We start from the raw sequence: 21,890 nt of genomic DNA on the forward strand, positions 1-21,890 counted from the left end.
CTATCCGCAACGACCGTCTGGGACCCGGCGGCCAATGCCTCACCATCCGCCCCATGGGCCGATCCGCGGCCCGGGGACAGGCAGGACGAAAGTCTCGATGCCCTGGCGCAGGGCGTCGGCCGTTTTGTGTAGCTGGTCGATGCCGATGTCGGCGCCCATGTAGCCGGCCGTCCCGCCGACGAAACCGCCGATCAGTCCGGTAACGAGGGCGCCAGGGCCGGTTTCGATGCCCAGTGCCGCGCCGAGCATGAAGCCGCCAACGAAGCCGCCGACCCATCCGCCGGTTTCTCGGGCCGCCTGTTCGACGACCGGCAGCGATGAACCGGTGCGCTGCCCTTCTTCGTACGCCGCCACCATGTTGCTGCCGGTCGAGTAGATGCCATAGATGAGCAGCGGCGTGGCTACTACGCCCGGCACGGACGCGAACCCGCGCGGGGCCTTAATCCGGGGTGGCTCCGCGATGACCCCGATGCCGATCCCGGTCTCCGCCGCGATGACCTTCGCCCGGGCCATCACCCCGGCCACGACCGCCTTCGGCCCGCGCACCGTGATCAGGATGTTCTCTCTGGTGGGCAGCACCAGGTCGGGGTTTTCGACGCGCAGCTTTTCGAGCCCTTTCATATGCCGCTGCACCTGCTCGACGGCCTTCCTGATCATGGCGTCGACGTTCTCAGACCGGAGTTTCCCGAGTTCATCCACGTAGTGGCCGCCCTTCTTCCAGGCGGTCAGTGACTTCTGTTCGAGGGCGCGTAGACCCCTGCCGAGCCGGGAGGTGACCGCGTCGAGTCTCCCTTCGGGTATCGGCACCTCCCTCGCGACCACGTTGGTTCCCTTACTCGTGATCAAGGCTTGTTGCCGTGTTGCCTGTTCCGCGCCGACAGCCGCGTTGACCCGGATGTCGCCGCGCGGCTTGACGTTGGCCGTGTCTGGGCCCGGCTGGGCCGGTTTCTCCTGCCGTCCGTCGCGATCGACCAGTCGTAGCGGGTTGCCCGCGGCGTAGTTGTAGGCGCCGGTCCCGTCCGTGCGTGGGGCCGGGTCAACCGCGGTCCACCGGCCCAGCCAGGGTGCGTAGTACCGCGCATCGTGGTAGGCGAACCCGGACTCCTCGTCGCGTTCCGTGGCGGTATAGCGGTAGCGCTTGCGCCGGTAGCTGCCGAACGCCGTCTCCCCGTACGGCAGGTACTCTTCGCGAGCGAGCAGCGTCCCGTCCCCGGACAGGGTGGCGGCGACGCTCGAGAGATGGTCACCGAGCTGGTACGTGACCGGGTGTGCGCTCATCGGGTCGTCGGGTAACGCGTCCCCCCGCCGGATGGTGGCCAGGGCCGCACCGGCGTCGGTCAGCCGGATCTCGTCCACGACGGTGTCCCCGCGGACCAGTCGCTCGAACGGGCCCACGTAGACGGTGACCAGGTCCGGCCCGCTGCTGCGCCGCACCACCTTGACGACCCGCTTTCCGGTGCCGTCGTAGCGGTAGCGGGCGGACACCGTCGGCTCCGCATCTTCGGTCTGGTCGCGGAAGGCGACCAGACGGTCGGCGTAATCCCATTCCAGGAACCGGTTGTCGGCCTCGGCGAGTAGGTTGCCGCAGTCGTCGTGCCGGTACGGGATCGTCGTGCCACCATCGGTGAGCGAGGCCAGCCGGTTGCCGTCCCCGGTGGCGAAGACCCGGGTGTATCCGCCGCCGGTCGCCGCATGCCGTAGTTCGATCAGGTTGCCGGCGTCGTCGTAGCGGTAGGTCTCCTGGTAACGGCGGGTGCGAGTGACGTCGTCGCCGCGCGGCACGTCCAACCACGGCGGCGCCGGAACCGTGTCGGTCTCGCGGCCGTCGGCCGCTACCAGCCGATCGAACGCGTCGTAGTCGAAGACCCGGTCGAGGGCGTCGAGGTCGCCCGGTGGCACGCCGCAGCCCGGCGTGCGGTCGGCGAGGACGACCAGGTTGCCGTTCAGGTCGTACCGGTGGGTGAGGTCCTGGAGCACCGGGCCGTCGCAGGTCCACGTGCCGGCCTCGGTGGTGACGGACTCGGCGCGCAGCCGGCGCAGCCGGCGCGTGCGAGGGTCGTAGCCGAAGCGCAGCAGCACACCGTTGCCGAGCAGCGCCACGCTGCGGCGGCCATGCGCGTCGTAGGCGATATCGCGCAGGTGCGCGACTCCGTCGACCGTTACCCGGGTGATGCCGCCACCACGGTCGTAGGCGAACTCGATGACCGCGCGTGAGCCCGTGACGTCGCGGGGAGCAACCAGTTCGCTGCGCCGGCCGAGCGCGTCGTAGCGCGCGTCCATCTCGTACACCTCGTCCGCCAGCAGCGCCGCGGCCTGATCGAGCGGTTCCCAGTCGACTGGGCTGTCGATGTCCGCGCGCAGCAGCCGGCGGACGGCTCGCAGCGGATTGCCGTCGAGGTCGTGTCCCTCCGTGGTGACGCGGCCCGCCTCGTCGTAGGCCACGACGACTCGGCCCCGGGATCCGGGTTCTGCGGTGTCGGTGCCGTACTCGGTGACCTCGCGCAGGGTCGGCCGCTCGTCGGGATGGTCCGCGGCCCACCGCCGGACCGCCCGGTGCGCGGCGTCGAACCCGGTCAGGACGATGGCGCCCTTGGCGTCGCGGTCCTCGACGGCGCCGCCGGCCGGATCGAGGACGGTCCGGGTGCCACCGGAATCGATCCGCCAGCGCGTCCAGGGCCGGCCCGCCAGGTCGTGGACGGTCGTCGCGGCGATCCGCCCGAGCGGATCGGTCACCGCCACGAGGTTTCCGGAGGCGTCGTAGCTGAATGTCGTGACCGACTTTTCCGTGGGCCCGCGGCGGATGTCGCGGACGGTGCGGCCCAGCGCGTCGAGTTCGATCGACCCGGGCGTGTCCCAGTGCCCGGCGGTGCTGGGCGACAGGGTGGCATGGGTGCGCCCCGCCTCGTCCTCGGCGTCGTAGGCCCAGACCTCCCACGGCGACGGCGCGGCCGCCCACGGCTCGGCCGGGTCGGCCGGTATGCCGTATACGAGCCGGGTCCGGCTTCCGTCCGCCGCGACCGTGACGGTCTTCCGGCCGCGGGCGTCGAAGTGCTGCCGCTCGGCGGCTAGCCCGGCGAGCCGGTCGGCGGCCGGCGGGAGGTATCGCCAGCCGCTGTCGCTGAACGGTTCGTACACAACGATCGGTCGGCCGTGGTGGTCGTACCGTTGCCAACCGCTGACCACCACGGCGTCGGGCACCGGCGGATCGGCGACGATAATCCGCTCGGCCGCGCCCGGCGCCGAGCTCAGGCCGTTGTCGGTAACAGCTAGATCGCCCGCCTGCGTGCGGGTCTGCAATGGGCGACCGAAGCCGTCGGTGAAGTCGACGACCTGCAGGAAGCGCTCCGGATGGTCGGTCGCCTCGTCGGGGCCGAACATCGCGTCGATGTCGGCCGGAGTTATTGGCGGCTCGCCCGCGTTCTCCCGTCGGGCCTCCTCCGCAGCGATCAGGGTCCACGCGTGCTCGACGCGCCGCACTGTGGTGACACCGAGCGGTTCGCGGGCGTCGTCCCAGGCGGTCAGGTCGTAGTGAAAGACCTGCCCGGGCCGGCCAGGGAGGTCGCCGGCAGCCGCGCCCGGCGGGCCCGTGTGGCTAATCCAGGCGGTCAGCCCGAGTGGCGTGTACCCCGCGGTGGTGCGGTTGCCGTTCGGGTCGATCACGATCGCTGGCTTCAGCACGCGCTGGTCGTACACCGCCTCGGTGCGCAAGCCGACCGGGTCGACCACAGCCACTGGCAGTAGCTGCCGGTCGTCGTACTCGGTGCGGATGTCCCCGCCGAACGGGTCGCGGCTCACCCGCACCATCCCCCGCGGGGGCCGCCCAGCAACGGGTGCATGCACGTCGTATTCGAGACGGCTGTCCGCGGTGTAGTAGCCGGCCGGCACCTCAGCGTCCCCGTCGTGCCAGACGTAGCCGAGTCTGGCCCCGCGGGCCGACGGTGCGCCGGTGACCAGGTCACGAAAGGCGTCCGGGTACTCGGCCGGCCACACCGCGGGTGGTGCGGCGCCATGCAGGGCGAGGTACGGCGGTGCCGGGTCGGCACCGGTGACGTGAGCCAGCCGTTCCGGCGTCAGGACCAGCTGCTCGGAGCGCGTTGGCAGGGCGTGCTCGCCCAGCTCGCCGAGCCCAAGGCCGGTGAAGGCCGAGCCGTCGTAGTAGGTCAGCCGGAGGTCGAGCAACTCGCCCTCGACCGGGGTCGCCGCGAACGCCGTCACCGCACCGGTTCCGGGGTCCACTGCCTCGTGCCGGGCCCGCCGACTGACCCGGTCCAGGCGGTACAGGACTGCGTCGTCCCGGGTGGCATAGCCGGTGCGGATCACCGTGGCCAGGCACGGGCTGCCGGGTGAACGCGGATCCCGGCCGCGTGGGACGCCGGCCTCGACGGCGACCGTGGGACGGCCGTACTCGTCATAGCCGCCGGTGGCGGTCAGCCGGTGCATCGGCTCGGTTCCGCGGTCCCACATCGCCCCGCGGCTAAGCATCTCGCGCACTGTGAAGACCGGGGAGCCCCGCCATGAGGCGTCATCCAGCTCGCGGCCGTCGAGCACCGGCACGACCTGCAGCGCAATGTCGTGCACCTCGTACGGTCGGTCGGGCATGTCTTCGGCGTACAACTCGGTGCGGACCACCCGGCCGCGCGTTGCCCGCAGCGCCGTGTCGCGAACGGCCTGAGGCAACGTGGACGGCAGCTGGGACCGATCGACCGGGGCGGTCAGCGGCGGATCGCCGGGCCAGAAGTCGTCGGGACCGTACTCCGCAGCCGCGCCGAGGTGGAACCAGGTGACCGTGCGTGTGGGTGGCGACTCGCCCGGATCGGCTGGCAGGTCAGGCCTACGCGCCCACGTGTGGTCCACCTCGAACTCGGCCCCGCCCGCCCCGGCAAGCAGCGAGACCGCGCCGTCCCCGGCGCCGCGCAGCAGGTGCCACCGCCCGGTGCGGTCCAGCGCTACCGCGGCTTGGCCACCGACGTCCAGCCGGACCGTCCCGCGGATCACGCGAACCCACGCCGACACCTCCACCGCGGCCCGGCCGGGCACCGCCTGGACCAGGCCGCAGCCTTCGCCGTCGGTGGCCACCCGGACCATCGAGCCGCCCCGCCCCTGCGGCAGCGCGGACGGGACCAGCGCGGTGCGGGTGGTGGCCGCGGTCGCGTTGCTCGCCCGCCATCCCGGCGCGGCCGATGCGATCTCGTCGTGCGGCCGGTCGGGCGTCGTGGTGAGCACCACCGGTCCCGGTCCCCGCTCGTCGAAGCTCCAGTTCGCCAGCAGGTTGCCGTGTGCCGCCGCGTCGAAGTCGGCCGGCAACGACGCGGGGAGCACGAGCGGGTCCAGTTCCTCCACCGCTGTCGCGGTGGCCGGGGCGTCCAGCGTGCCCGGCAGGTCGCGGCGTTCGACCCGGCCGAAGCCGCGAAACTCCCGCCGACCCGGATCCCACAACCCGTCGTGATAGTCGAAGCCGCTGCGGAGCACCGTGCCCGAGAACCAGTCGACAGACCGGGCCGCGGCGAGCACATGCACCGGGAATGGCAACGTGGTGCGCCACGGCCGACCTGCGGTGCGGTCCCGCACGGCGTGCGCCGTGGAGGTAGTCCACGTCAGCTCCGTGCTCGCCCCACAGTGGTTATCGACCCGGGTGAGCAGGTACGGCTTGACTCCGCCGGTTAGATCCAGGAAGGCCCAGCCTCCGCGGGCGCCGAGGCCGGACCAGAGCAGGCCGCCGATACCTGTCCCAAACAGGTCGGCCAGCCGCACCACAGCTCGGCCGTCAACCTGAGGCGTGCCGCGGATCTCCACCGGTGGGGCAAAGCCGTTACCGCACCGGTTGAGCCACACGGTCACCGAGCCGTCGCCGACGTAGAGCGCGTCCGCGGCGCCGTCGCCGGTGACGTCGCCTAACAGCAGCCGCCGCGGGTCGTAGCCGGCCGGCAACCGTGGCGGGCCGGTCATGGTCACCATCGGTCCGAAGCGTTGCCGGCCCAGCCCGGGCCAGTAGCGGACGGTGCCGTCGCGCACCTCCACCAGGTCGGTGAGCCCGTCGCCGGTCATGTCGGTCAGGTGCACCTGTGGGCGCGATAGGTCCGCGAGCACGGGCGGTGGGTCCCGCAGCGGCCGCGGCCGGTCGTAGCCGCCGTGCCCGTCACCGGTGGCGACCAGCGGGGTGGCGCCACCGAACAGCAGATCGGGGACGCGGTCGCCGTCGAGATCGGCGAGGCGGATCTGAGCGACGCCGTAGCCGGCGGCCGGCGCGGCAACCGCCCGGCCCGGCGGCGCGAAGCCGGCCGGCTCGCCGTCCGCCGGGGCGGCTACCGGCCACACCGTCGTGCGGCCAGCCACGGTGACCGCCACCTCCGGCCGGCCGTCCGCGTTGAAGTCGGTGAGCAGCACGCCCGGGGCACCAAATCGCGCCCCGGCCGGCGCCGAACGCAGCGTGCGCGGCAAGTCGAACGACCCGTCGCCGCGGTTACGCCAGTATCGGCCGGTTTCCAGTTCGACCACGGAGGGAAGTGCGTCGCCGAAGAGGTCCACCAGTTCCGTGCCGGAGCCCAACGGCCGCGGCGGCAGCGTGCCACTCAGCGGAAGGTAACGCCGCTCAGTAGGCTGCCACGCTCGGTAGTCGAAGGTCAGCGGGGGTAACGCCTGGCGGTCACCAGTTACCGCGTCGTGACCGACCACCCGCACTGAGGCCAGCTGCGAGAGATCACCCGCCGCGTATTTCAGCTCGACGACGGTGGACACGCCGGCCGTGGTGATCTCAATTCTTTCCGCGCGCAGGGTGGTGCGCAGCTCGAAGCCGGGGCGGCGCTCACTGAATGGGTCCGGCCGATCCTGGTAGAGGACAGAGACGGTGACCACGAACTCCGGATTGGCCGGGTCGCCGTGGTCGGCGTAGGCCACCGTGGACAGGTAACGCTGCGCGCCGCTGTCGCCGCGGTAGGTGTAGGCGATCCGGTTGCCCAGCGAATCGGTGGTGCCGCTGAGCAGCCACGCGAAGATCTCGCCGGCCGGCGTGCGGACGGTGGCCGGGTCCACCCAGCCGGGCGGCACATCCGGCGGCCGAGCGGTGCCATACCGGTTGCGCAGCCCGTCGCCGGTCCAGACGTCCCAGTAGTCGTTGCCGGGACCGGTGACGTGCAGAATCCGGGCGTATGCCAACTCGGTGCCCGGACGGTACCGGGCCGCCATCGCGCCGTCCGGCACCGGATGCTCCACCGCGGGGCCGAGTGGCACCGGGACCAGTTCCTCCGCGCCGGACAGGACGAACACGTCGGTGTCGACGTATCGGGGCACCTCCCGGTCGGTGCGCCGCGCGATCCGCGGCACGTCCAGCGTCCAGCCCAGCCCCCACGGACCGTTACCGGCGGCCGAGGAGTAGGTAAGGGACAGGGAGGGCGCAACCGTCCCCCGTCCGGGCGGCAGCGGCAGGGGAACCTTCAGCGTGCCGGTGCCGGTGTGCAGGCCGGGCTGGAACGTCTCGCCGATTCCGCTCAGCGCACCACCGCCGCGGGGGGTACTGATGCCGGTCATTGCTGCTCACCAGGCCGGCCACGGCGGCGTACGGCCGGCGAAGCTAAGCACCAGCAAGATGTCGGTGACCGAGCCGTCGGCGAGCCGGCCGGCAAGCGCAGGCTCGAACTCGATCCGCCAGTCCCCCACCGGAGCGGTCCCCTGTAGGCCGAGCCACGCAGTCCCATTGGCACGTCGGGTGCTGATCACGCCGTCGGGCGTGGTCCGGGCCGGACCTCCGGCCGCCGCACCACGCTCCGGCGTCAACCGCAGGTCGAACACGTCGGCCTCGTTCGGTTCCTCTGTGCCGGGCACCAGATATAGCACCACGTGCGCCAGCCGCAGATCGTCGAGGCAGCGCGGGAAGTCCGAGCGCAGTGTGGTGAACTCGACGACCGGCCGCGCGCCCGGGGCGGTGTCGTGTAGCGCGAACCAGCCGTCCGGAAAATCCGAGCGCAGACTGTAGGCTCGGTCGGCGGAGGCGACGTCGCCGATCTCCTCGATCACCTGCCGGCGCAGGTCGGGGTCACTCAGCGCGGTGTAGTCAATGGTGACGAGGACGTCGGCGACCATGTCGTAGTCGATCGGGTTGGCCGGCCGGGGCAGCTGAAACACCCACGCCGTGTCGATCCCCATCGACTCAAACGGCAGCAGCATCTCCGCCTGAGTGTCCAGCTCGAACACCCCGGACGCGGCGATCAAGCCAGTCAATGCCACCTGCTCCGGGTCACGACGGACCGTCACCGTGGCGAAGCTCTCGCCCTTCACCACCACGCGGGACACACCCGAGGCGGTGAGCGTGGCGCGGATTCCCTGCTGCGGCGGCACCAGCGCGACCAGCGACACCCGCACCTGGCGGATCAGCCGCAGGTAGTGGCCCGGGAAGACCCGGTCAAACAGCCGCATCGGCGTGTTGAAGGGCAGCTCGCCGGTGGTCCGGAAGCGCTGGAACTCGAACGGGACGAGGCTGGCCAGTGAGAGCGTATGGCTGAGGTTGAGCTTGCGCCGGTTGTTCAGGAACGCGTACTCGTCCAACCGTTCGACGTCCTGCAGCAGCCGGGCCGAGCCGGTGAGCCCTCGCCGGTCGGGCGCCGCCCCGCTTGAGCCGTCCTCGATCGGGGCGACCCAGTAGTCGTCCTTGATGAAGACCGGCGGCTGCGCCTGGCGTTCGAACCCGAGTTGCTGCTGTGCCAGCAGTGCCATCGTGGTGGCCTGTTGCAGCAGTGTGGCGTAGACGTCGCCCAGGACACCGCTCATCCACTCGTACAGTTCGGCGTTGAGGAACTTGGTGGCCAGGTACTCCGCGATCGCCTTCTGGTGCTCGTTCTGCAGCGCTGCGGTGGCAAGTTCCTGCTCCGCGATGGCGTACGCGTTGTCGGAGAGCCTGCGCTCCTGGTCGCCGATGAGGAAGTCCTGGTCGGCGAGGTTCTTCTCGAGCCGCCACTCGTCCTCGCGCCGTTCCCAGCCGGCCTGCAGGGCGGCGACCTGCGCGACGGTGTCGGCTTCGGCGGCCACCGCGTTCGCGAACGCCCCCGCGATGGTGGTGCCGGTGTACACCCCCATCGGCACCGCCGCGGCGGCCCCTGCCGCGCCCATCGACCCAGCTGACGCCGTGGCGATGCTGACGCTCTGGGCTGCGATCGCGGCAGCGGCTCCCAGCCCGATCGCAGCGATCCGAGACAGGCCTCCCCCGATGTACGCCGCCAGCACTGTGTTCTCGTACGAGCTGGGTCCGCCGTCGATCCAGTCCTGGTAGGTCTCCTGCTGGATCTGCGAGCGCCGCTGCCTGCGCCGGGCCAGTTCCTGGGCGTCGCCTGCCTCGGTGAGCCGCAGGCGCTGTAGCTGCACGCCCTGTTCGGCCAAAGCGATGTGCCGGCCGGCGTCCACGGCCCGGTACGTCTCCATGTCCTGCCGCTCCAGCGCCCCCAGGTAGGCGTTTTCGACCTGGGCTGCGAGAGCCACAAGGCGGCGCACCCGGTCGATCAGCACCGCGTACCGGTAGCCGGTCGGTGGAAGCTTCGGCCGCGCCGGAGGGACGGGCGTCCCGTTCGCGTCGAAGACCGGCTGCGTACCCGCGGCCTGCTCCTCGTCGGAGGGCCGCATCATGCCCGCAATGTTGCGGCCCTGCCGCAGCTTAAGCAGCTGGTTGGTGGAGCGCAGGCGCAGCAACACAAGCAGGGGGTTCTCGGCCAGCAGCCGGTTCGGTGCCGCCGGCGGCTGCTGCAGGTCCGGATCAGCTAGCAACCCGTCCGCGCTCAGGTACAGCGAACGGGCCCGGGCGACCGCGTCCGTGGTCGACTTCGTGAACTCGCTGTCAGCGAGATCTAACAGACACTGTGCGAGTGCCATCAGGGTGAACCGGGTGTACGGGTTGCCACCCGCGCGGAAGGTGGCCAGTGTGTGCGGGTCGAGGCTGCGCAGCCAGTCGTCCGGCCTGGACAGCGCCGGCGCGTCGTTGCGCTCCCTGCGCAGGCCGGCGTAGACGACCCGCTCGCCGACCGCCGCGGTGTCGTCGTAGACCAGCCGGAACCAGTCCAGCGCGTACGGGTACAGCCCCCATCGCCAGTACTGCACCGCGACCAGCAGCGGAACGAAGTACAGCACCTCCTGGACCACGGCCGGGATGGCCTGCTGTGGGTCCAATGCGTTGTTGAGCTCTCGGTGCTGGCCGGCGGAGGCGGGAGACGGGGCGTAGTCGTTCGGGATCGGGTCCGCGCCTTTCGCGCGCATCATGGTGAATTTCTGGATTGCCCACTCGACCCGCGTCGCCGGCGTACCGTCGCGCCGCCGAAGCTGGGCCATCGCCGCCTCGAATGCCGCCGACCTGCTCGCCGGCCGGTTCCCGCCGGGCCGGAATGCCGGATATAGCATTGACTCGGGGTAGAAGAAGGCCAGCATCGCCGCGCGCCACGCCTCGAATGAGCTCATCCACAGCCAGTCGGCGTCAAAGGCCGCCGGCTCCGGGATCGACCAGCGGGCCGCCGGGTGCAGGTCGTTTAGCTGCCGCGTGCGCAGGGCGAACAGCAGCCCGCCGACCAGCTCCACGCCCGACATCGCCCGGCTGACCACCGGCGCGCCCGCGGTGGCGCCGATGTCCGCGAGCAGTGCCTCGGACACCGCATTCGCGGTCCCCGGAAGCCCGAGCGTGGCGGCCACGGCGGGCAGCAGCGCGTCCCGCAGGACGGACAGGGGTGCCGCCTCGGCGTCGCGGCAGGTCGCCGTGTTCGCCGCCGCGATCGCCTGATCCTGCCCTACGCGCGTCGCCAGACGGTCTTCCATGTCGCTGCGCCGGGATCGCAGGCTCCGGTCGGCGAAGTCATCCGGCGGGCGTTCGCGCAGCGCGAACGTCTCCGGCGCCAGGATCAGCGGACGGCCGCCGATCATCGTCAGCTCGGCTGCCTTCCAACCGGCGAGTCGCCGCCGTCGCCGTACCGCCACCAGCACATCGACCAGATCGGACCAGTCCTCGTCGTCGGTGAGCGCGGCCGCGGCCAGGTCACGGATCACCAGTAGCCGGGCGAACTCGCCGTACTGCAGATCGAGCCCGGCCAGGTCGTCGGCGATCGGCTCGCCTGCGGCGCGCCGGGCGGCCAACTCGGCAAGCCGGGCGGTGCCGATGCCGGCACCGTCGACGAGCGCGGCGAAGGCCACCGCACGATCGGGTTGCGCCCGGCGTTCGGCGTGCGCGTCGTCCGCGTATGCCCGCAGTTCGGCGCTCCGTTCGCTGAGCACCCGCCGCAGGTCGTCCTGGCCGGGAAGCTCGCCCGCGGTGACCAGCGCCGGATCCAGCAGCGGTTCCCGCAGCCGCGCCGGCGCGGCGTCCTGTTCCTGCCAGAGTGCGCGCAGCGTCGCACGCCGCCACTGGACGAGCCGGATCGGCGGTGCCTGTGTCCCCGGTTCCCGGGCGGTGTCCGGCAGGCCGAAGGTGGTCTCCAGCCAGCCCTCCGTGACGGGGCCCTGGCACAGCAGGTCGTCCAGTTCGTCCGGCCGGCCGGCGCGCAGTCGCAGTCCGAGCCGCCCGGCCAGCCGTTCGCGGACCGGCCTATCGGCGACCGAGCGGATCAGGCGCAGCTCGTCGAAGGACACGCCGTTCAGGTCGAGCAGGATCCGGTAGACGGTACGCAGGTACGCCGCGCTGGCCCTGTCCACTCGGGCCGCCCGGCTAGCCACCTCCGCGGCGGCGAGGGCCCGGTCGTGGATCTCTAACCCAGTCAGCAAGCCGGTGAAGGCGGGACCGGCGTCGCCGTCCCCGATGGTGATCGGGCCGCTGTTGAACCGGACGCGGCCGGTGGCCTCCCGCTCGCCGACGCGCCGCCCGTCGACGTAGATGATCAACAGGGAACCGCTGCGCATCGCGGCCACGTGCGTCCATCGGCCGGGCACCAGCGGCACCGGCTCCGGGCCCACAAGCTCGCCGGTGGTGGTCGCCACCGTGAACCGCAGCGCGTCGCGGCCCTGGACCAGGGTCAGTTCTGGAGTGGGCGGCCCCGCCCCGTCGCTGCGGCGCAGCACCGTCCGGCGCGGGGTGGTCGCGTCGGCCGGCTGACCGAGCCGGATCCAGGCGTTCACGGTGAAGTCGCCGGTGCCAATGACCAGCCCGGCGACGTCCTCGATGCGGGCCTGCCTGCCCGGGGCGAGCGACAATGCCCGGCCGTCCGGTTCGGCAGCCCACTCCGCGGTGCCGCGCAGCAGCGGCCGGCCGGTCACCTCGTCCGGAGACTCCTCGCCGGTCGCGTGGGTCATCGGCCAGAACGCGAGCGGGCCGACCCCGGGCTCGGCGAGCATCCGAACCGCCGCGGGCTCCAGAGCACCGCGGTACACCCGAAGGTCGCCCAGTGCACCGCGGTACCGGATACTGGACGCCTGGCCGCCACCGATCCGGACGTCCTGCACCTTGGGCGATGTGCTGCCCAGCTCGCCACCACCGGCGTGACGGAAGACGAGCCGGCCGTGGGCGTACGCGAGCAGGGTGCCCCGGTCGTACACCACGCAGGCGTGTGTCCAGCGGTCGGGGTCCAGCCTGACCCCGGTGGTGAGCCACTGCCAGCCCGGGGATGTGTTCGCCAGAATCACGGCGAGGAAGCCGTCCGGGGTACGGCCGATCCCGTACTCGAACTCCTTCGCCAGGATGACGGCCGGAGCGGCGCCGGCTGCGTTCTCCGGGCGTAGCCAGGCGGCAATCGAGACGGCGCTCGACATGGTGAGCGCCCCCGCCTCGGACACGGCCAGCTCATCGCGCTCGCCGTCGAGGCGCAGCGCGGTACTGCCGGTTGGCCCGGGCACCCAGGTCGGTGCCGCGCCGGGAACGGCCCGCGCGGTGAAGCCGTTGCCCGTGCCATCCGCGGCCTGCGGTCCGCCGCCCTCCGTGAACCGCCAATGCGCCACCAGATCCCGACGGACCGGGTCGAGAACGGTGCGGAAGGTTTCGACCACCGCGCGGACCGGGGAGATCTCCACGACACCCGCGCCTGGCGTGGACACGAGGGTGGTGGGCGAACGGTGGAACAGCCGGCCGATCTCTACCGCGACCAACCGGCGCTCAGCCGCGGCGGACAGTTCGGCCCGCTGGTTGCGCGGCACCTTCACCGACCGCCCGGCGAATCCGAGCAGGTCGGCCAGATATGCCGTGGCGGACAGGGGGTCATATGCGGTGGAGGTCTCGACCGGCGTCGCAACCTCGAACTCCACGGCCGCAGGCGGGGCCAACCACACGCCCGCAGCGTCCCGGGCGCGCACCTCCAGGCGGTGCCGGCCGAAGTCCTTGATCCGCACCGAGGCGAAAAACTCCCGCACGGGTACGGCCATACCGTCCCACGGCAGACTCATCCACGGGTTGCGGTCCAGCGCATACTGGATCTCGGTCACGCCGCTCCAATAGTCCTCAGCGGTGCCGGCCAGTGGCACGGAGGCGCCGTCGCCGTCGTTGGGAAACTCGTCCCCGTCCGAGATCGACCGGATCACGACGGTCGGCGCCACCCGGTCGCGCAGCGCCACGTCTAGCACACCCTCATTGCCGACCGGGGCGGCGTGATCCCGTGCCCGGACCCGGATCACAAACTCGGCGGGGCACACCACACCCCGGCCGGCGCCCGTGCTCGCCCGCCAATCGACGTCGGCCTCGAACCGCCCGTCGGCCTGCACCGGCACTGGGACCGCCACCCGGCCGGGTAGTTCCCACGACGCCGATCGCACCCCGTTCGAGTCGGTCGCGGTGAACCGAACAGTCTGCCGGGCCTCTGTACTGGTCACCGGCTCTGCTTCGGCGGTGATGGCCGGCCCCACGGTGTCCGACTCAACCACCACCTGGAAGGCCTGATCCTTCGTCCACGGACGGGTTTCGGGCGGCGGTGGATCCTCGCTCTGGGTGTCCTCGGTGGTCACGAACCCGTGCAGCACCACCCTTCCGGCGATGCCGCCGACGGTCGTGCCGACCGGCAGGGCCGCGGTGTACCGCCCGCCGCCGTAGGCGGTCTGCACCGCCGGCGGGGTGGCGGTCACCGTGGTCCCGCTGAGCGTGACCGCGACCGACGCGACATCCCACTGCGTCCGGAACTTGTCGTTGCTGTCCTCGCCGCCGTCGCAATCGACGTAAAGGCTCACAGTCGCCGGCGTGCCCGTTGCGTCCCGCACGAAGCGGGCGGTGATCCCGTCGCCTCCGATGGCCTGGATGCCCTCGTCCACTCCCCCGCACCTCCGTCGGTCCCGGGAAATCTCGGCGTGCTCTCCCACCACAGCATGAGTGGGTTCGATGTCGCCATCGGATGGTTGACTGTTCGCTCGTGCAGTGTCACCCGTCTGATGGACCCGGACCGCGGTGAACCCGACCCGGTGGACACCGCGGCGCTCACCGGGATCGGCGGGCGGTGCCGATCCGTTCAGCAGTTGCCAGCCCCGACCCGCCGCGCCGGATTCCGTTGCTAGGGCTAAGCATTCGTCGGGCTAACCCGATTCCTCGACCCACGCCGCGGCCACCACTGGATGCTGGTCCACTGCAACCGCACAATGGGCGAACTGGCGTCTTACCGGTGCCGGGCACCGCGGCCGGTGCCGCTGCACCACTTGGTCGCGGTCGCCCGCCGACGCTGGAGCATCAAGGAATCGTTCCAAGTAAACCAGTCCGGCCTCGGCCCCGGCCAGCATCAGTGCGCCGCTGGAAGGCATCGCACCGCTGGACACCTTCGTGTTCGCCGCGCGCGCGTTCCTCAATGCGCAGCAACACTCAGCACCAGCAACACGGCAGGTGTCCCGGACGGTCTGACCGCGATCACCGGCCACGAACTCCGCCGACTGTTCCCCGCCCTGATCATCGAACTGACCCGACGCCACACCGACGCCATCACCTGGTCCATCTACCGCCGACGCCGCCAAGCCCTCACCAAGCCATAGAACGGATCTCCTGTGGGAGCACTAGTCGGCGAACAACACGACCACGACCGCGGCGGCAACCGCAAAGACGCCGACGACCTGCGAGATCGCCGCAGCAAACACAAGTTTCGCTTTCCGTTGTGTGAGCTTGTGCGCCGATTTCCAGAGTGCGAGCCGGGTCGCCGTCACCTTCGCCTGCGGGTCGTCGGTCGGTTTGCCCCACCTGTCCCATAGCTCGGTCCGCAGGCAGTCGGGCCCGGGTCCCCAGGCTGGCCAGGTCGCGTTCACCAGCGCCGCGAGGATTCCGGCGACGACGAAACTGGCGGTTGCCAGCCCGGCGAGGCCAAGCGCATGGTCCGGCACCCGAAATTGCAACACCCGGGTAGCCAGTGCCGCCAGCGCCAACATGAGTGTGACGAGCGTTCCGGAACTGGTGACAACCGCGAGCGCACGGGTCTCCATACCCGTGCCACGTTTCTCTTCGGCCTCAAGTAGGTCCTTCACGAACGTGGCGTACTCCTTCGTGGAGTCCGTGCCCACTAGCGATGATTCGTCCCCCCGCCACACAGTCGATCCGCAGAACGCAACGTTGTTCGGGCTGAGCTGAACCGGCGCGGAATCGTCGGTCACCTGACACCTTCCAGTGGCGAATCGATGGGTGAGGAGCCGAATTACCTGGCACTGTACGGGCAGGAACAGAACGGAGGCTGGTATGTCACCCGATTTGCTCACTCCGGTGACGACCTTCGATTTGATCGGTTCGACGGACGAGATCATAGGGATCTCGCCCGATGCCGAGCTGGCACTGGCCCGGACTCCGGGGGCACATTTTTCGGCGTATGTCGTGAACTTTTCTGGTTCGCTGTGCGCGACGGTCGAGCAGTCCGGCACAGTCATCAAGGCTGCGCTCTCTTCCGACGGCCGCGAGATCCTCACAGCCGCGGCATCGTCGGACGGGTCGAACCGTCTGCACCTGTACGGCATCGACGCCTCTCAACCCGCTGCCGTTCCGGCCGGTACCCTGGCTATGGCGGGACTTGCCGATGCCGAATGGTTGCCTGACGGCTCCGTCGTTGCGGCTGGGCACACCGACGGTCTGGTGTGGACGGTCGTGTCCCGCCCCGGTGACCCAGCCGGTCCCGTCGTGGCACTGGCACATTTTCCCGAGGTGCGCGAGCTTCGCTGCATGACTGGCTGCATCGCGGTGTGGTGGCGGGCGGACGAGCACGACTGGCACGGCCGGATTTCGACGTACCCGCTCGAGTCGGGGCCGGGCGGTGGACGGGTGGCACGCCGTCCACTGTTGACGATCGACAACCCGCGACCCGGCGCGATGGCCCTCATCAGTGCCGACGGCCGGCACGCGATCGACCCGTTGGCGGATGCGCTCTGGTCGGCCGACGCGACGGGCGGGGAGCCTCGCCAAGGCCGGGCCGGCGAGTCCGGGATGCGTGCAGTGGTGGGCGGCAACTGCATAGCCTTCAAGGGGTGGGGCCGCACTTCCGGGTCGGTCGACTTCCGCCATCTGTCAGTCGACGGGTCGATGCCGTGGGGCGGATCCTGGCATGTCGGCAAGGTCGACGCTCTTCGAATCGCTGTCGCGACCGGAGGGACGTTCGTCGCGGTCAGGCAAGGCACCACGGTCAGGGTGGTGAGGCTCACCGACGCGGATATCCTGTCGATGTACGACACCGACGACAGCACCAGCAACGCTGCGGTGTCGCGGGTCGGGACACGGCGCTTGGACGCGGCGGTACCGCACCTCGCCCAGCTCGTGCGGCAGCGGCCGACCGTCGCCGCTGCCGCGGTCCAAGCTTTGGAGCGGATCGGCAGCGACAGCGCCCATGAGGCCCTTCTGCAGGCAGGCCCCGACGAGCCGCACGCCCAAGACGTCCTACTGCGTATGGAGGCCGCGCGGCTGACCGACATGATCCGCTGTGCCCTCGGCCGTCGTCACCGCGCCGCCGTGCGGGCAGCGGCACGACTACTCGTGCGCCGAACCGACCCGGTCATGGTGGAGGAGCTGTGCGCCCTGCTGGAGGACCGAGAGCCCGCGGTGCGGGCCGACGCCGCCGCTGCGCTTGCCGCGCGCGCCGATCCCGGCACGCTGCCGGCCCTCGTCGCGGCCATCGGCGACCCGAACGACCAGGTAGCTCGCCATGCGTGGCATGCGACGCTGGCCACCCTGCCGTCCGGTCCGCTGGAGTCCGTCTGGCCGGACTCCGAGGTGTTGACGGCGACCGGACCGTATCTGGCCTCGGTCATCCGCACCGGCCTTACCGCGAGCCCGTCCGACGATGCCGGGGCGGCGCGGGTGATCAAAGCCATCGCGGCCAGGTTGGTTCATCCCCCGTACGGCGCGGACCAGGTGCTCAACGCGTTGACCCGGCTCGGGCACGGCGGTCGACATCGTGAGGCCGCAATCGTGCTGTGCATGCTGGCCGCACAACGTGCCGCAGACCGCGGCGAGGGGGACACGGCGCGCGCGTTCTGGTTTCAGGCCGCAGCCGACGCCGTCACCGCAGACGCGCCCGAGGTCGTCTGGCGCGCCCACATGGCAGTCGGCGACCTATTCGCCACAGCACAGCAGTGGCGGGCGGCGGAGGGCTCGTACGCCGCCGCAGAGCGGGTCATCGACCGGATGTGGGCCCGCCTGCTGGGTGCCCCCAACGACCGTCACTTCTTCGCCGGCAAAGCCCACCTCTACGAGCAGGCCATGCTGTGTCGACTACGACTCGGCCGCGCCGCATGTGCTCTCGACACCTTGGAGAAGGCCAAGACGAGATACCTCGGCGACCTGATCGCACGGCGGCACAGCCGCCCGGACGCGGCATTGACCCGGACATCTGAGGAGTTTTGGCGGGAGAGCGGGCAACGCAGACCCCTGTTTAATGGCGGGACGAGTGCACCGTCCGGCGACGCCGACATCGCCGGGTCGGAGATCGTGGACGTCACCCTCGACCCGCCCGCCACGCCAGATGAGACTCTCCCGGCAGGACTCGCAGCACTCACGGACGCGCTCGGCCGAACCATCGACCGGGATCCACCACCCCCGATCATCATGGTCCGGGACATATGGACAGTCGCCGCCCTGCTGCATTCCGGCGGATACCGCTCCTCCTCGGCGAACGAGGTCCGCGACGCTGTCGGCGATCTGGACGATGCTCTCACCGAGTTGCGCGCCGTCGTGGACAACGGTGACCGGGACGGCAGTCAGTCAGCGGTGCAGCGCTGCCGCGACGCGGCTGCGGCCCTCTCAAGGGTGACCGCCGCCGCTGGGCCGCCACCATGGTCGGACGATGTGAGCACCCCGGCACCCGGCTGGACGCTGCGGGAGTTCCGCGGCTGGGAACGCGACTTCGTCACCGGCCGGTCGGCCGTGGCCGAAAACCTCGCCACCGCGCTGCACGAGGCGACCGCCTTCGTCACCGGCCGTACGGCGGTATGGACGCGCGGCCCTCGAACCGCACGCGAGGCCCGCACCGACGCCGACTCACTTCAGCACTCCGCCCGCACGGCGCGAACCTCTTTGGAACCAAATCCTGCCGGCAGTCCGTTCGCCGCGGCGGGGCCATTCTTCACCGCAGCGACGCCCGGCACATCGGCCGGTGCCGCGGGCCACATCACACCCCACCCGACGGCGACTACCGCCCTCGAAACGCGCCAGCACCCCCGCTGGCAGTACGCGATCCGAATCGCCCGCGGCGAAACGGTCGGAACTGCAGAGGCCGCACGGCTACTCCTGCGCGCACCGGGAACAGCCGTGGTGGAGTTCGCGCTCACCCGCAGCGGAACGGTCATCTACGCAATCGCCGAAGGCGCCGACCTGAACAACAGCCCCTTACCCCGCACCACGGGCTGGGCCGCGCCGACGGTATTCACCGTGCCGGAAGTGACAAGCCTGGACCTCGAACAGCGGATCTTCGGCCCGGCAGGCTGGATGCACGCCTACGGCCGCCGCGCAACGGACGAACACTCCTGGAAGCGCACGACAGACGACTGCCTGCGCTGGCTGTACGGCGCTCTGTTCCGCCCGCTGACCCCGTGGCTCAAGGTGCACGGCATCACCAAACTCCTCATCGTCCCGCACCGCGCATTACACCTACTGCCAGTCAGCGCCTGGTACGACCGTCGCGGCCGCCGCCGCCGCTACGTCAGCGACCGGTTCGACGTGTCCTACACGCCGAGCCTCACCCTGCTTGACATCTGCCGGCAGCGGGCCGACGCCACAGACACCACCGTCCCGAGACGTCCACTGGTCCTCCTCGATCCCACAAGGGACCTGCCGATGGCCCGCCTCGACGCGCTTGCCGTCCGACCGGCCCCAGCCGCGAACCGGATCCTTGCCGGCAGTCGAGCTACCACCGACCGGTGGATTCGAGCCGCAGCAGACGCCAACCCGTGCCACTACGCCGGACACGCCGGATACCGCCGCGACGATCCCCTGGAATCGCGCATCGAGCTCGCCGACGGGGCACTAACCCTCGGCAACCTCTTCGACGGGCGGGTGCCGGTCCCCGCCGGCGCCGACATTGCCCTGTCAGGATGCGAAACCGCCATGAGCGACCACCAGAACCCAGCCGACGAATACCTCGGCATCGCCAGCGGCTTCCTCTTCGCCGGCGCGGCAACCGTGCTCAGTACACAATGGGCGATCGCCGACGAGCCGGCCTCCCTACTCGTGGACCGGTTCTACGCGCAACTGCGAAACACCAACCCACCGCGCGCTCTCCGCAACGCGCAGCGCGCGCTACGGGGAGCCTCGCGATCTGACCTCTACCAGCTGATCGACCGCGCGAGCCGGCAAGCCAACTCTGAGATCCTCGACGCCCACGCACGTCAGCGTCTCGCTGCCAAACGGTCGGCGCTGCGCAACGCCGAGATCGACTACGCCCACCCGGTCCACTGGGCCGCCTACACCCTCACCGGTTCCGGCCTGTCGCCGCTTCCTGAACACTGACCCGGGCGCCCTGCGGGACAAGGGATGCACAGAGCGGGCTTTGCAGGGCCGCAGACGCCACTGCAGGGGTTGCGCTTCGCACCGAACTGTAGCTACCTCGCCGACCTAGCAGATCAACTGGTCAAGCATGTTGGCATTCCGTGAGGGGCCCTCACCGAGCAGGCGATCGCCGGCGCTGCATGATGCCTAGAGTTCGCCTTCCGATTTCAGCACCAGCAGGGCCAGCAGGCCGCATGCCGATCCGGCACCGATGATCGAGCCGTCGGCCATGTGCTGTCGCACGTCAGACAGCGGGATCCAGCCGATCCGGGTGGCCTCGTTGATGTCCGGCGTGGAACCGACGTACGTGGCGCCGCGGGCGAGGTAGACGACGTTGTGCTGGTCGATGGTGCCGATCATCGGTTGGAAGGCCACGAGGTGTTGCATGTGCTGTGGTCGCCAGCCGGTTTCTTCCTCGACTTCTCGGGCTGCGCACGCCATCGGATCCTCGTCGGGATCGAGGTAGCCGCCGGGAAGTTCCCACACCCAGCGTTGGGCGATGAAGCGATGGCGCCAGATCATCAGCACCCGCTCGTTGTCGTCGAGGACCGCGACCATCGCGGCCGGCGGCACCCGCAGGACGTACTGCTCGAACCGCACACCGTCGGGTAACTCCACATCAGCGACGCTGAGCACAGCCCGTCGACTGTCGTCGATGACCCGCTCGCCGTGGATCGTCCACACGCTCGCCCGGCCGCCCTCCACGCTCATAGGCGCCACTGTAGTGACGGCGGCATTGCCGCAAGCTCGCCGGAAGGGCCGGCCGTGCCGAATCCTGCGGCGCGGCCCGGCATGAAGAAGGTCCTGCATGTCGGCGGTTCTACAATGGGCGCACTCCCCCGCGCCGGGGCATCCACGCCCGCATTCACTCGGCGCGGGGGCACCACTCCCCCATCCACCCACTTCGCCGGCGACGGGGCGAGTGCGTGTGGGTCGCTACTGGCGCGTGTATCGGGCCCGGTCGTTGGGGCCGGGCCCGGTGACTTCCCAGGTGTCTCCGCGGCAGCTGTAGGGGATGTTGTCGCGGTTCTCGGCGGATAGCTGCCGTGAGTGGATCTCGGTGTCGTTGACGTAGATGGTCAGGTCGACGGTGCTGTCGAGACCGGCCAGGTTGATCTTGTTGTTGGTGGTGGTCATCTTGTACCGGGCGGAACCGCTGTAGCTGAGTCGGATGGTGCGGCCGTCGGCGCTGGTGCCGTGGTAGTTAACGACGATGTTGCCGTCCATCGCGGTGCCGCTGGGGAAGATGGTCCAGAACCGTCCGTTGCCGCTCATCCACACGGTTCCGATGTCCGGTCGTTGCGTGAGGGCGCCGACGTCGACGTCGGCGTGCCACTCTTCCTGTTTCCAGTTGCCGACCAAGCACGGGTCGAGCGCGCGGGCCTCATCAAGGGGATCGGCCTTGTTCGGCGGGCGCTCGTTGTCGGACATCGCCGCGACTACGACGAAGCCGATGGCCACGATCAACAGGACGGCCATGCCCGCAGCGACGGCGAGCGTGGTCGAATTCCAGCGTGGTCGTTGCGGCATACCAGGTTGCGGCCGCTGCTGCGGGTACGGCTGCGGCCAGGAGCCTGGACCGGCCGTTGGCGCGCCGGGTGGGTATTGGTAGTGCTGCGGGTCGTAGGGCGGCGGTTGACTCACTCGGCGGCCCTTCAGAATCCTCTAGGAGTGCGGGGTCGTGCGGTCGTTGGTGTTTCGCCGACTGGCGCGGTATCCGCACTCGGTCTGTCCCTCGGTGGAAGTGAGGCTCGCACCTCCCAGGCAGGTGCGAGACCTCGGCAGGCCACGTGACGAGGGGCAATGATATCGACGCAGGTCGCTTACAAGGGTGGTGGATCGGGTTGCCGTCACTCACCGAAAGCGGCGGCCAGCCCGGCGAGGATCGCCGACCGTGATCGTGATGCCGGCTTCGACCGTTACCACGCCTGTCCGCTTGCCCGGCCCGGTCGACTGGATGAGCGACGGGACGGTGGCGGGCGGGTGTGGAGCTGTCGTCGGATCCGCGTCGGCGCAGTGGCTT

General features: G+C 70.5%; 7 protein-coding genes. 2 read left to right on the forward strand and 5 right to left on the reverse strand.

Annotated features, from left to right (window positions below):
- Window positions 1-39: 39 nt before the first annotated feature.
- A complete protein-coding gene (locus Val02_RS42650; protein WP_203905064.1) occupies window positions 40-7,524 on the reverse strand; it encodes a SpvB/TcaC N-terminal domain-containing protein in 7,485 nt (2,494 codons plus the stop codon).
- A gap of 6 nt (window positions 7,525-7,530) precedes the next feature.
- Window positions 7,531-14,184 carry a Tc toxin subunit A-related protein gene (locus tag Val02_RS42655; RefSeq protein WP_203905065.1) on the reverse strand — a complete coding sequence of 2,218 codons (6,654 nt, stop codon included), beginning with the start codon at window positions 14,182-14,184 and terminating at the stop codon, window positions 7,531-7,533.
- Window positions 14,185-14,505: 321 nt separating this feature from the next.
- Between Val02_RS42655 and Val02_RS42660 the strand changes: the two genes are divergently transcribed.
- Entirely contained in the window at window positions 14,506-14,889 is a 384-nt protein-coding gene (locus Val02_RS42660) for a hypothetical protein (RefSeq protein WP_203905066.1), read from the forward strand.
- Window positions 14,890-14,910: 21 nt separating this feature from the next.
- Here the strand turns inward: Val02_RS42660 and Val02_RS42665 are convergent, their stop codons facing one another.
- Complete coding sequence (locus tag Val02_RS42665) at window positions 14,911-15,498, reverse strand: hypothetical protein (RefSeq protein WP_203905067.1); 588 nt, start codon at window positions 15,496-15,498, stop codon at window positions 14,911-14,913.
- A gap of 82 nt (window positions 15,499-15,580) precedes the next feature.
- On the opposite strand from Val02_RS42665, the gene Val02_RS42670 reads away from it, so the two are divergent.
- Window positions 15,581-19,828, forward strand: coding sequence for a CHAT domain-containing protein (locus Val02_RS42670; protein ID WP_203905068.1), 4,248 nt, complete (start codon window positions 15,581-15,583; stop codon window positions 19,826-19,828).
- A 186-nt stretch (window positions 19,829-20,014) separates the two neighbouring features.
- Here the strand turns inward: Val02_RS42670 and Val02_RS42675 are convergent, their stop codons facing one another.
- Both Val02_RS42675 and Val02_RS42680 read right to left on the reverse strand, forming a co-directional pair.
- Window positions 20,015-20,578 (reverse strand): NUDIX hydrolase, encoded by a 564-nt coding sequence (locus tag Val02_RS42675; RefSeq protein WP_203905069.1) that lies wholly within the window; start codon window positions 20,576-20,578, stop codon window positions 20,015-20,017.
- A 225-nt stretch (window positions 20,579-20,803) separates the two neighbouring features.
- Window positions 20,804-21,346: a hypothetical protein gene (locus Val02_RS42680; protein WP_203905070.1), complete on the reverse strand. Its 543-nt coding sequence runs from the start codon at window positions 21,344-21,346 to the stop codon at window positions 20,804-20,806.
- Window positions 21,347-21,890: the final 544 nt, after the last annotated feature.

The sequence above is a fragment of the Virgisporangium aliadipatigenens genome, assembly GCF_016863615.1.
GTDB classification, from domain to species: Bacteria; Actinomycetota; Actinomycetes; order Mycobacteriales; family Micromonosporaceae; genus Virgisporangium; species Virgisporangium aliadipatigenens.

What these genes read in the sequence shown, in the direction of transcription:
- Val02_RS42650 (WP_203905064.1), bottom strand. Translation starts at nt 7,524, where the DNA reads ATGACCGGCATCAGTACCCCCCGCGGCGGTGGTGCGCTGAGCGGAATC.
- Val02_RS42660 (WP_203905066.1), top strand. Translation starts at nt 14,506, where the DNA reads ATGGGCGAACTGGCGTCTTACCGGTGCCGGGCACCGCGGCCGGTGCCG.
- Val02_RS42670 (WP_203905068.1), top strand. Translation starts at nt 15,581, where the DNA reads ATGTCACCCGATTTGCTCACTCCGGTGACGACCTTCGATTTGATCGGT.
- Val02_RS42675 (WP_203905069.1), bottom strand. Translation starts at nt 20,578, where the DNA reads ATGAGCGTGGAGGGCGGCCGGGCGAGCGTGTGGACGATCCACGGCGAG.
- Val02_RS42680 (WP_203905070.1), bottom strand. Translation starts at nt 21,346, where the DNA reads ATGGCCGTCCTGTTGATCGTGGCCATCGGCTTCGTCGTAGTCGCGGCG.